This window comes from Flavobacterium sp. LC2016-23 (genome assembly GCF_009674775.1).
Lineage (GTDB): Bacteria > Bacteroidota > Bacteroidia > Flavobacteriales > Flavobacteriaceae > Flavobacterium.
Genome location: NZ_WKKE01000018.1, coordinates 89,449 through 102,280 on the forward strand (window position 1 = coordinate 89,449; position 12,832 = coordinate 102,280).

The 12,832-nt window shown below is 37.4% G+C and carries 12 protein-coding genes; 2 read left to right on the forward strand and 10 right to left on the reverse strand.

Going from position 1 to position 12,832, the window contains the following annotated elements; translation table 11 throughout:
- Positions 1-27 precede the first annotated feature (27 nt).
- The 10 genes from GJU43_RS16110 to GJU43_RS16160 all read right to left on the reverse strand — a co-directional run bounded on the left by GJU43_RS16110 (position 28) and on the right by GJU43_RS16160 (position 10,389).
- Positions 28-258 carry a ferredoxin gene (locus tag GJU43_RS16110; RefSeq protein ID WP_154341881.1) on the reverse strand — a complete coding sequence of 77 codons (231 nt, stop codon included), beginning with the start codon at positions 256-258 and terminating at the stop codon, positions 28-30.
- The gene (locus GJU43_RS16115; RefSeq protein WP_154341883.1) at positions 258-1,499 is read right to left on the reverse strand and encodes a peptidase U32 family protein; all 1,242 of its coding nucleotides are present in this window, start codon (positions 1,497-1,499) and stop codon (positions 258-260) included. The genes GJU43_RS16110 and GJU43_RS16115 overlap by 1 nt, the downstream gene beginning before the upstream one ends.
- Positions 1,500-2,018: 519 nt before the next feature.
- A complete protein-coding gene (gene tnpA, locus GJU43_RS16120) occupies positions 2,019-2,453 on the reverse strand; it encodes an IS200/IS605 family transposase (RefSeq protein ID WP_154341884.1) in 435 nt (144 codons plus the stop codon).
- A gap of 27 nt (positions 2,454-2,480) precedes the next feature.
- Entirely contained in the window at positions 2,481-3,851 is a 1,371-nt protein-coding gene (locus GJU43_RS16125; protein WP_154341886.1) for a rhodanese-related sulfurtransferase, read from the reverse strand.
- A 220-nt stretch (positions 3,852-4,071) separates the two neighbouring features.
- Entirely contained in the window at positions 4,072-4,482 is a 411-nt protein-coding gene (locus tag GJU43_RS16130; protein WP_029271207.1) for a BrxA/BrxB family bacilliredoxin, read from the reverse strand.
- 215 nt (positions 4,483-4,697) lie between these two features.
- Positions 4,698-5,861 (reverse strand): lycopene cyclase family protein, encoded by a 1,164-nt coding sequence (locus GJU43_RS16135; protein WP_154341982.1) that lies wholly within the window; start codon positions 5,859-5,861, stop codon positions 4,698-4,700.
- Positions 5,862-5,879: 18 nt separating this feature from the next.
- A complete protein-coding gene (locus tag GJU43_RS16140) occupies positions 5,880-6,344 on the reverse strand; it encodes a thioredoxin family protein (RefSeq protein ID WP_154341888.1) in 465 nt (154 codons plus the stop codon).
- 176 nt (positions 6,345-6,520) lie between these two features.
- Positions 6,521-8,818, reverse strand: coding sequence for a TonB-dependent receptor (locus GJU43_RS16150; protein WP_154341890.1), 2,298 nt, complete (start codon positions 8,816-8,818; stop codon positions 6,521-6,523).
- 291 nt (positions 8,819-9,109) lie between these two features.
- On the reverse strand, positions 9,110-10,039 hold the full coding sequence (locus GJU43_RS16155) for an NAD(P)/FAD-dependent oxidoreductase (RefSeq protein WP_154341892.1): 930 nt from the start codon (positions 10,037-10,039) through the stop codon (positions 9,110-9,112).
- Positions 10,040-10,044: 5 nt separating this feature from the next.
- Complete coding sequence (locus GJU43_RS16160) at positions 10,045-10,389, reverse strand: MerC domain-containing protein (RefSeq protein WP_154341894.1); 345 nt, start codon at positions 10,387-10,389, stop codon at positions 10,045-10,047.
- Positions 10,390-10,483: 94 nt separating this feature from the next.
- Between GJU43_RS16160 and GJU43_RS16165 the strand changes: the two genes are divergently transcribed.
- Positions 10,484-10,873 (forward strand): Fur family transcriptional regulator, encoded by a 390-nt coding sequence (locus tag GJU43_RS16165; RefSeq protein WP_154341896.1) that lies wholly within the window; start codon positions 10,484-10,486, stop codon positions 10,871-10,873.
- Between the two features lie 74 nt (positions 10,874-10,947).
- A complete protein-coding gene (locus tag GJU43_RS16170) occupies positions 10,948-12,819 on the forward strand; it encodes an Nramp family divalent metal transporter (RefSeq protein ID WP_154341898.1) in 1,872 nt (623 codons plus the stop codon).
- Positions 12,820-12,832: the final 13 nt, after the last annotated feature.

The window sequence follows — 12,832 nt, forward strand, 5'->3', positions numbered from 1 at the left end:
TACAAAACAGGGTTTCTTTTTTTATTGCTAAGTCTCCTTGACCGTAATAATCTTCACCGGACATGCCTTTGCGGCCAATTCAAAACTTTCGACAGTAATATGATTGGGAGATTTTAATGTATAAAAACCTTTTGCATTTTGCGAATGAATCAAAACCGATTTTCCATCTTTTTTGGACATTTGAAAATGTACCGGATCCATTTCGACACAATAATTACAACCAATACATTTATCTCTTTGCAGTGTTACGATTACCATTACGCTTCTACAATTTTATATAATTTATCAGACATCCTTATTCGAAAAGGCAATTTGAAGGTACAATCATCTCCTTTTGTTGCTTTGTCAACCCACACATCTCCAACAAACATTTCTTCTATAACCATTTCCTGAGCGCCGGTACTTGGACCAGTTACGAGGATTTTATCACCGACTTTAATATCATAAGCTTCAATTTTGAATTGCCCCACTTCAGCTTTTGGAAAGTAATGCGTCCCTTTTCCAACGTAAACTTTCTTTTGAGTTGCAGCAGAACCCGGAATATCACTCCACTCTCCCAATTCCTGTCCTAAATAATATCCCGACCAAAAGCCACGATTGTAAACAGTACTTAATGCTTCCATCCAAACTTCGACTTTTTCTTTGGTGAATAATTTATCATAATAGCAATCAATTGCTTCTCTGTACGTTTTTATAACTGTTGCTACATATTCCGGAGCACGGCCACGACCTTCAATTTTCAAAACCTGAATTCCGGAATCGATAACCTGATCCAGAAAATCGAGCGTACATAAATCTTTTGGAGACATCATATATTCATTATCCAATTCGATTTCAAAACCAGTCTCCTGATCGATTACAGTATACTTTTTACGGCAATTTTGTTTGCAAGCGCCACGATTTGCAGAGGAGTTATGCGAATGCAGACTCAAATAACATTTCCCGGAAACTGCCATACACAAAGCACCATGACCAAAAATTTCGATTTCAATTAAATTCCCATTCGGACCTTTTATTTGTTCTTTCTCAATTTGACCGGTGATTTTCTTTACCTGACGCAAGCTCAATTCCCGACTTAAAACCATTGTGTCGGCAAATAAACTATAGAATTTTATGGTTTCGATGTTCGTTATATTCAGTTGTGTTGAAATGTGAACTTCCATCGAAATATTCCTTGCCATTGCAATTACAGCCTGATCAGAAGCAATCACTGCGGTAATATTGGCTTCTTTGGCTTTGTTTAAAAGGATTTTTACGACAGATAAATCATGATCGTAAATTATAGTGTTCAGTGTTAAATAACTTCTTACGTTTTTAGCTTCACAGCGACTGGCGATTTCAGGTAAATCATCCATGGTGAAATTTACTGTCGAACGGGCACGCATGTTGAGTTGTTCTACTCCAAAGTAAATGGAATCTGCACCATTATCAAGTGCAGCCTGAAGCGACTCAAAGTTCCCTGCGGGAGCCATGAGTTCAATTTTGTTGGCTCTTGTCATTTTTATTGATATTGTGTTCCAACGGTTGAAACCGAAGGCAATGTTTTTCTCTAGCAATGTTTGAAATATAGCCCGTGGTTTCAACCATGGGAAACGTGTCAATTGGCATTTTTAATAATCCAGTTACCAAACCTATAATACTAATGGATATCTTTTCGTCCTGCGGTTGAAACCGCAAGCAATGTTTGAAATATAGCCCGTGGTTTCAACCACGGGAAACGTGTCAATTGGTATTTTTAATAATCCCCTTACCAAACCTATAATCCTAATGGATATCTTTTCGTCCTCCGGTTGAAACTGCAGGCAATGTTATTCTCCAGCAATGTTTTTAGAATATAGCCCGTGGTTTCAACCACGGGAAACGTGTCAATTGGCATTTTTAATAATCCCCTTACCAAACCTATAATACTAATAGAGATACTTGTCGTCCTGCGGTTGAAACCGAAGGCAATGTTTTTCTCTAGCAATGTTTGAAATGTAGCCCGTGGTTTCAACCACGGGAAACGTGTCAATGAGCAATCATTTATTACCCAAACCATGCAATTGTACAAAATCATCAAATTCATCTTGACCATTTTTCTTTAGATGATGTTGTTTTTGATTTTTAATATAATAGTAAACAGCATCCAACTGAGACTCGCTAACAGAAAAAGCAGCATAGCCAGTTTGCCATGCAAATTTTTCAAGGATAAGTTCTTCTCTATTTATAAAATGAGAAGAACTTCCTTTTATTTGCTTCACGATATCTGAGATAGTTTTTTGTGGATTTTGTAAAAACAAAACATGCACATGATCTGGCATTCCATTTATGATTCTAACTGGACATCCGAGTTCAGTTAACTCTTGCCAAATAAAATCGTACATCCTCTTCTCAATTGAAAAATCAATTAATTCTTGACGATGTTTCGTTGCCCAAATTGCATGAATCCATAATTTGGTAAAGGATTGTGACATAAAATAAATAAATTAGCAAAATTTCTGCTAATTTACAATTTTATACAACTTATCTGACAAACGAATACGAAAAGGAACTTCAAAAGTTACTTTGTCACCAATATTTGCTATGGTGGTTTCAGCCCCGTTGACAATCATTTTGCCTAAAATCAATTCCTGCTCACCAGTTGTTGGTCCGGAAATTAAAATTTTATCGCCAATTTGCAGCGTCTGGTTTTCAACTGTAAATTGACCCACTTTTGCTTTTACGTAATAATGCTCCGCTTTTCCAAGCAAGGCTTTCTTTACTTTTATCTTCTGACGGATATCAGCTGGTTTAGCTTCGCTCTTTTCAGCTGCAGCCAAAACTGTATCCGCTAATTCCCCGGAATGTTTGAATTTTAGATTTTCAGATTTTCCTTTTCTAAAGACCTTATTCCCCACTTGTTTTCCGGTTCTCAGACGAACCTGATCCACCAAAGGCAGGTGAATAATATCCAGACATTCTGTAGAACAGCAGTTTTCCATAGCTGCTTTACATTCATCACATTGAATAAACAACAAATGGCATCCGTCGTTTTCGCAATTGGTGTGGTTGTCACAAGCTTTTCCGCATTGGTGGCATTGCGAAATGATATCTTCGGTAATTCTTTCGCCAAGACGATTATCAAATACAAAGTTTTTCCCGATGAATTTGCTTTCCAGACCTTCTTCTTTTAGTTGTTTGGCGTAATTAATAATTCCGCCTTCTAACTGATAAACATTCTTAAAGCCCTGATGTTTGAAATAAGCACTTGCTTTCTCGCAACGAATTCCACCCGTGCAATACATCACCAGGTTTTTGTCTTCTTTATGATTTTGAAGCTGTTCGTTGATGATGGGCAAACTCTCCCTGAACGTTTCAACATCCGGAGTAATCGCGTTTTTAAAATGTCCCACTTCACTTTCGTAGTGGTTTCTAAAATCAACAACAATCGTGTTTGGATCGTCAAGTATTTGGTTGAATTCCCTGGCTTTCAGGTGAACGCCTATGTCGGTTACATCAAAAGTTTCGTCGTTTAAACCGTCAGCAACGATTTTATCACGCACTTTAATGGTGAGTTTTAAAAAGGAATGGTCATCATGTTCTACCGCTTCATTTAGTCGTATGCCTTTCATGAAATCATACACTTCAAGAGTTTCCCTAAAGGCTTCCAAATTTTCTTCAGGAATACTCATCTGAGCATTTATTCCTTCTTTGGCCACGTAAATTCGGCCTAAAGCATCGAGTGCATTCCAGACTACAAATAAATCATCGCGAAATTTTTTGGGATCTTGAATTTTGGCATACGCATAGAAAGACAACGTTAGTCGTTGTTTACCGGCATCATCGATCATGATGGCTCTTTCTTCTGCGCTTAAAGTGTTATACAGTTGCATGCTATAAACTAATTTAAGTTAAGAAAATATTTTTTGAGGTGCAAAGGTATGAAAAAGGTTCTGAGTTGCAAAGGTTTTCTTAGGTACAAAGGTACAAAGGGACAGAGTAACAAAGGTTCAAAGGTTTTAAGTACGATAGTATTAAAAACAAAAAAAGCACTAAATTAATAGTGCTTTTTAAAATCTTTGTACCTCTGTACCTTTGCCTCTTTGTACCTTATTAGCAATACTCATTAAAAGCATCCTGCAAGTTCTCAGCAATCAATTCTGCAGGGCGGCCTTCGATGTGGTGACGCTCTAGCATGTGAACCAATTCTCCGTTTTTGAACAAAGCCATAGAAGGCGATGATGGAGGAAAAGGGAACATATGTTGTCTTGCAGCATCAACCGCTTCTTTGTCAACTCCAGCAAAAACTGTAATTAAGTGATCTGGTTTTTTAGCGCCTTCTAAACTCATTTTTGCTCCCGGACGTGCGTTTCTTGCAGCACAACCACAAACAGAGTTTACAACAACCAAAGTGGTACCTTCAGCTTTGATAGCGTTATCTACGGCGTCAGCACTATGTAAATCTTGAAAACCTGCAGCAGTCAATTCAGCTTGCATTGGTTTTACCATTTCTTCTGGATACATATTTCTTTATTTTTAAATTTTACTTTTGAACTGCAAAGTTACAAAGTTTACTCGCAACTACTTAATTTGAAGTATAAAGTTTTGTTATAGTATGATTGATAATATAATTGTCGAAAATTTCGGGCTCAAATTTGGTAGATTGCGCCGTTTTTTTGACTCAGATGCTAATAAATTATAATTCGCTTAATCCTGCAAATCTGCGCGAAATAGATTTTTTATTTGAATAATACCCGAAACAATGCCTTAATAAAAGGGATTTTAGGACATTTTAAAATCACCAGAAAATCCTCCGATAAATTCGTTTCTTCATCTAAAAACTTAAAAATCAATTGAGGATTTCCTTTTTTGAATAAAGATGAAAAAATGCGGCTACCTAATTCATTATGTCGGTACAGAATATCCAAAAGCAACAAATCATAAAACCAAAACCTGCTTTTTTGATGAAATGAAGCCATTTTTGGGGAAAGATTATTTTGCAGGAATTCGACTAATGCTGATGATTTTTTATCAGAATTTTTAAACGTATAACCCGTACTCGCTTTGGTCCAGCCACCCGCTGTACCGATATTTAAAACGCGTTTGGTGTTTTTCCTCCAGAAAGGATAACAGGTCATGGGAATACTGCCCTGCTCCTTTTCGGTAATTTCATATTGATCAGCTCCGAGGTTTCTCAAATAGATCTGAATCTCATTTTCGTATTCTGCTACGGGAAGAAGATTTTCAGAAAACAGCGTATATTCTACTAAGGCTTCTGTTTTAGAAATGGGCAAAACATACATAAAACGTGTATTTCCTCTTTGTTCTACCGAAAAATCCATAAAAGTAGCTTGTTCCGGATGAAAGATTTCGGATTTACTTTTTACAAACCAGCCGACAAAGTGCTGCTGCAAGACTGGATATTTGATTTGATTTAATGCAAAACCTTTGGTATAAATGCTGTTGAATAAAGAATCACAAGTATAACGGTTCGCTTCCGTTCCCACAAAAACATGGGTTTCGAGTTCGTTGATATCGGTTACTTTTTCGTTAAGGAAAGTAATATTGGATTGCTTTGAAATCGTTTCGAAAACAAAATTATAAAAGTCGAGTCCACGAATTTGGTTGTAACGGTAAGGCTTCAAAATTAAATCGCGTTTAAAATCTTCATTGACAAATAAAGCCGAATCCCATTTTTTAGAGATTATCGAATTCCAAAGTGATTCTTGCTGATCCCAAAAACACCAGGTTCTGTTATTGGTCTTTTTCGGATCTTCGTCTAATAGTAAAATAGATTTATCGGAAAATTTTCCGGACACTGCCATTTTATAAACCGTCATCAATGCAGCTAAACCTGTTCCGGTGAAAATATAATTGAAATGTTTGATTTGTGAGGATTGCATTTTCAAAAATAACAAATTTTATTCTTTCAATTTTTCTAAAAGAAGATTAAAATCTTTAGGTTCGAGATAATTGCTGTACTGCAAAATGATCTCGTTTTTCTCATTCAAAACACATAAAACCGGATATACAATTTGACTGTTCATCGTTCCTAATTGCAAAGCCAATTCATGAACACCAACATTATTGCCCGATGGCCGATAATTAAAGGTCTGATTATGAAAAGTAATAATTCGCTTTTCCTCAGCATTCAAATCCACAAAATAAAAATCCTGATTCAGTTTTTCTATGATTTCCTGATTTTTGAAAGTGGTATTTTTCATTCTCTGGCAAAACTGACACCAGTCGGTATGGATGAAAACGATTGTTTTTTTCTTTTGAATGTGCTGCAAGCTATCGACTTCCTCAAAAGATCGCGCTTTGAGCTGGCAGAATCCTGTTGCCGAAATTCCTAAAAAGAAGAGTATTAAGGTTAGTTTTTTCATTCGTTGTTTATTTGTTTTTACCACTACTTTCAATGATATAAACCCGATGTCATCGGGAGCGAAGTCGAAGGCTTGTAAATTGGAACGGGGGGCTTCGACTCCGCTCAGCCTGACAAATCTTTATCAAAAACTTAAACAAAATCCGTTTAATCAGCGTAATCTGTGGCAAAAAATATTTATCTCAAAGTATATCGCAATCCAAAAAACCCACGAATGGTCTGATTTTGACCATAAACGTAAGTCGTGTCAAAAGTCAAACCATACGGATTATCCGGAGTATCGACGATTTGGCCTTTTGGAACTACATTACCCTTCATGCCAATAGCCGTCCCATCCGAAATCTGCACGTTTTTGTCAAAAGGGTCATTGGTTCTGGAAATCAGAAACGGATTGTTTTGTTTGGGTGTAAAGTTTAAAAGATTCTTCACTCCGCCATAAAGTTCAAAATTCTTCCAACCGAAATATGTAAACTGAATATTCTGAATACTGTACCAGGGTGATTTCGGGCTTCTTGGATCTAAATCGCTCAATAAAGGCAGCTTCATCGGGCTATAAACATTACCGGTATAGTCCAATAATAAATTCATCGACTCTATCTTGTATGACACACTCCAGGTTGCAGTGAATTTCTCGGTTAAAAAAGGCGTTTGGGAAACTCCGTTTTCCACATTTTTGTTGTCCAGAACAGTTGCTCCGACAATAAACTTCAATCCCGAAGGAAAATTAAGATCAACATTGGTGCTGATTCCCTGACTTAACGCATAACCCTTAATGTTGTCGTAAATGATTTTATTCGGGTCTGTTTCATAATCGGATATAATTTTGTTACTGAATCGCGTATAAAAGGCCGTCGTTTCAATTCCGATAAAAGTTCCGTTGGTAAAGTTTATTTTCTGAATATAATTCAGATTCGCGTTCACCGATTGTTCCGGTTTTAAATCACTTTTAATCACCACATCTCTCGAACCCGTAAGCGCTGCATGATCTTCGGTAAATAAATTCACTACACGAAATCCTGTTCCTGCATTTAAGCGGAAAATGGTATTATCACTCTTTTTCCAACGGTACGCCACTCGTGGTGTTAAAATAGAACCATGAATGGAATTGTAATCGTAACGCATTCCCAGCAACACCTGACTTTTGGGAGAAAATGTAATTTCATCCTGAACAAAAATTCCCGGCAGCCAGGTACTTTCGGCTTCTTTTGTAGCGGTAGTATTATCATCGTAATAGGAATATCGATTAGCCATTCCGGCAAGAAAATCATTTCGGCCTATCTTTTTATCCCAGGTCAGTTGCAGGAAACCTATCTTTTGATTGGCGATATAGGAAGTAGCTCCATAACGACTGTCCTGATAATGCACGTTTCCGGAAAACGACAGCATCAGTTTTTCTTCAAAAGGCAATTGATAACTCCCAATCAGTTCCCCTCTTTTAGTATAAATACTTTCGCCATAAATCTCATCCCCGCCACGGTACTTTTTTTTCCAGCGCACGTCTCCACCCCAGCGATCTTCGTACATTCCGCGGGCTGCGATGGTAAACAAACGATTATTCTCGCGTAAAAAACTCCATTTATTAAAAACCGAAATTCTTTCCGACAGTGTTACATCCGTAAAACCATCTTTATCTTTATCTACAACCTGATTGTAATCAAAGTAATTAATCCCCAAAAGTGTGGTCGCTTTTTTCGTGGGATTGAATTTCATTCCCAAATCAACATTTGTTTCCAGATAACTTGTAGAAAAAACATCAGCAGAAAACAGCGGCGCATTCGTTGGATTTTTGGTAATAATATTGATCAGGCCGCCCACCGCTTCACTTCCGTACAAAGAAGATGCCGGGCCTTTTACGATTTCGATGCGTTCGACCAGAGAATTCGGAATTCCCGACAATCCATACACCGTTGAAAGGCTGCTCACAATCGGCATTCCATCAATTAAAACCAACGTATAAGGGCCTTCGAGTCCGTTAATATGAATATCACCCGTGTTGCAAACACCACAATTGAGCTGAGGCCGGACACCATTGATGTTTTGAAGCGCTTCATAAATACTTGGCGTTGGGTTTTTCTTAAAGAAAACCGGCGAATAAACCTCAACCGGAACAGCACTTTCCAATCGTTTTACGGCTTTCAGCGTTCCGGAAACCACCACTTCGTTCAGCTGATTTTCATTATCCGTCAATTCAAAATCGTACGATTGAATAGAATCTTTCAGCACCTCTATCTTCTTTTTCAGGGTCTGAAAACCCATTTGAGAAATCTGGATAGTATAACTTCCGGCAGCAATATTTTCTAATTTGTAATATCCTAAACTATCTGTAACTGTTTTATGTTTTGTTCCTGTTAAGTGAATGTTTGCCAACTGCAATTTCTGACCTTCACCTGAGATATATCCTGAAATAACAGCGGTTTCCTGTGCAAACGAATATTGCAAAACAAACAACAGCAATATCAAAAATAGTTTTTTCATTATTTTAAAATTAAATTTAGACAAAACTAAAAATTAAATTTGACAAATAATTATTTTAAAACTATAATTTTTAATTCTATTTAAATCAATATGTTATATTCCTATTTTTCTAAGGTTGAATAATGTCCAGCTCCAGCGGGATGAAAATAAAATCGAAAACAAAAAGTCCTTAGCAAATTTTGCAGATTTGGCTAAAGCCCTTTTCACAATTCACCGTTTCCCCTAGCTGAAGCTAGGGGGTATACAAAAAGTTTCCCCTAGCTGAAGCTATGGGCTATACAAAAAGGGTTACTAAACCGGACAGATTGAAATATTAAAAACCTCGTCAATAAGCTCTTTATTGATCATCGCTCCGGCAAAAGAACCGAAAGAAACCGCCATCGCTACAGATCTTGCCTGAATGTGGCAATCACCGCTGGCAAATACTCCTGAAATGGTAGTTTTCTGAAAACCGTCGACTTTCAATAAACCCTGTTCCGTTAATTCGCAGCCTAAAGATTCCGGTAGAAGGCAATGTTGTTTAAAAGGGGCTCTGAAATACAGCGCTTTGACTTTAATTTTTGATTGATTTTTAAAGATAATTTGCTCAATATTCCCCTTCGTATGTTCTACAGCAGCGATTTCTTCTTCGATAATTTCAATTTTATGTTTCTTCAGAGTATCTGTTTGTGCAGATGTCAATGTTGATTTACCATTTGTGATCAGCCACAGATCTTTGGTCCAGTTCGAAATCATCTTGACATATTCAAAACCTATATCGCCATTGGCAACAACAGCAGTTTTTTCGGCTTTTACTTCATAGCCATGACAATACGGGCAATGTATAATGGAAATTCCCCAACATTCCGCAAAACCATCAATTTCCGGAAGCAGATCTTTTACACCTGTTGCGAACAATAGTTTTTTAGAAGTGAAGATTTTTCCGGACGCTGTTTCAATTGTAAATCCGTTTTCAGTCTTAGTCGCGCTTACTGCCAATCCGCTGTAAAATTGAACGGTGTCGTAAAAATTAACCTGCACTTTGGCTTTCGCCGAAATAACGGCAGGTTCTTCACCATCCTGTGTAATAAAATTATGAGAATGAGGCGTTTGTCTGTTACAGGGCAAACTACTGTCAATAACCAAAACGTTGCGTAAAGAACGCCCGAGACTCATTGCTGCCGAAAGTCCGCTGTAACTTCCGCCGATAATGATAACTTCAAAATTTGTCTGCTCTGTCATAATCTCTATTTTTTATGTGATTTATAATTTAAAAAATGTCCAATGATCATTCCTGCACCTCCTGCCCATATTAGATTCAAATGAATTTCCAGGAAAAGTTCACTCAAAACACTCATCCAGATCAATGCCATTGAAATGATCATAATACTTATCACTAACAGATTTGATTTTTTAATACTTTTGAGAATTGCAAATACTCCGATAATGGCAAAAATCAAATCAATAAACGGATTATGACTTATACCTAAAGGAAGAACGGTAAGCAATGGAAAAACCAAACAATGCAAGAGACAAATGGTCGCGCTTGAAATTCCTAAAATATCATAAAGGGATGTTGCCGTTTTCTTCATATCATGTATATTTGCTTAATGCAGTTTTGTTGCAAATATACATAAAAAATTCAATTGCAACTTTGTTGCAATAATAAAATTTAATTCATTTAACATGAAAGTTACAAGAAATACTACAGCAAAGACGGCCGTTACAGAGATTCTCAGCAAATCTAAAACAGCGCTTTCGCACTCCGAAATACATAAATTAACAGCTGATTTATGCGATCGCGTCACGATTTACAGAATCTTAGATCGATTAGTAACTGACGATATCGTACATAAAATTGTAGATCTTGACGGCACTGTTAAGTACGCAAAATGCCATCATTCGCATCCGGTAACGATGCATAATCATGCCCACTTCAGTTGTGAAAATTGTCATGAGATAACTTGTCTGGAAAGTGTAAAGCCGAGTTATATTATTCCTCATAATTATAAAGTTAACGACATCAATTTTACGCTTTCAGGTTTGTGCCCGAATTGTTTAAATTCTAACATTTAAGTTTTAGACTTGCCTAAAAATATTGTTGTGCGAATGCAATTTATCGTTATATTTGTTCAAACAACATTTCTACAATGACCAAATCTTTAGAAGAAGTTCACCAATCGGTTGCAACAGAGCATAAAAAAACAGGATTCAGAAAAATATTAGCCTTTTTAGGTCCGGCCTATTTAGTAAGCGTAGGATACATGGATCCCGGAAACTGGGCCACAGACATTGCGGGAGGAAGCCAGTTTGGTTACTCCTTACTATGGGTTTTGCTGATGAGTAATTTAATGGCTTTATTGCTTCAAAGTTTAAGCGCCCGTCTGGGAATTGTAACGCAAAGGGATTTAGCACAGGCTTCGCGGGAAACGTATTCGAAGTTTATCAATTACATTTTATACTTTCTTGCCGAAATTGCAATTGCGGCCTGTGATCTGGCTGAAGTTTTAGGAATGGCCATCGGAATCAATCTTCTTTTTGATATTCCGCTGATTGAAGGTGTTTTGATTACGGTTTTGGACACTTTTTTATTACTCTTCCTGATTAACAAAGGCATCCGTAAAATGGAAGCTTTTATAATTGTTCTGGTCGCGATTATTGGATTTTCATTCATTTTTGAAATGATTTTTGCAGAACCGGAGCTTGACAAAGTGCTCTACGGACTTATTCCATCCATGCCAAATTCCGCTGCTTTGTATATCGCTATCGGGATTATTGGTGCAACGGTAATGCCTCACAACTTATACCTGCACTCTTCACTAGTGCAAACCCGCAAATTCGACCGAACTCCCGCGGGAATCAAACAAGCTTTGAAATACAATTTTATAGATTCCACTATTGCTTTAAACCTTGCCTTTTTTGTCAACGCCGCTATTTTGATTCTGGCCGCAGCCACTTTTTACAGAAACGGAATGTTTGAAGTTGCCGAAATACAGGATGCACATCAGTTTCTAGAACCTTTGCTCGGAACGAAATGGGCGCCGGTTTTATTTGCGGTGGCCTTAATTGCGGCAGGACAAAGTTCGACAGTGACAGGAACTCTTGCCGGACAAATTGTTATGGAAGGGTATCTGAATTTACGGATTCAGCCATGGGTGCGAAGAATCATCACCCGTTTAATCGCCATTGTACCTGCGGTTATCGTGATTTTGATTTATGGGGAAAGCGTAACCGGAAAATTATTGATCCTGAGTCAGGTTATTTTGAGTTTACAACTGGGGTTTGCGATTATTCCGCTGATCCATTTTGTGAGCGATAAAACCAAAATGAAAGGTTTCCATATTTCAAGAATTACCCAGATCGCAGCCTGGATTATTGCTCTTATCATTGTTTCCCTGAATGCAAAGTTAGTGTATGACGAAATTACTTCCTGGCTGGAAAGCTCCAGTCATCCGCTGATTCTTTGGTTTACGGTGGTTCCGCTTGCTTTTGGCTTCTTAGCTTTGCTGTTATATATTATTGCAAAACCTTTTATCGCCAGGGCCAAATCCAATATCGAGAATCATTCCCCTCACCATTTAAAATTAAAATATGCCCCAAGAGAAACTTACACTAAGAAAAACATCGCTATTTTGGTAGATTTTTCCAAAGCCGATGAAGCGGCACTAAACAATGCCTTTGAATTGGGCGGAATTGAGGCACAGTATACCTTAATTCATATTGTAGAGACTGTTGGTGCTTTAATGTACGGAGGTCATGTCGACGATCATGAAACTACTATCGATGAAAAATTATTATTAGAATATCAAGAAATGCTTTCGCAGAAAGGCTTCACGATCAAAACAGAACTCGGTTTTGGAAAACCCAACACCGTGATTCCGAAGATTATCAATGCCGGTAATTTTGATGTATTGGTCATGGGAACCCACGGCCACACCGGACTAAAAGATATTTTATTTGGAACAACGGTAGATAAATTGAGACATAAAATTTCGATACCTTTGTTGATTGTTAAAAAATAGGGGCTAAGGCTCT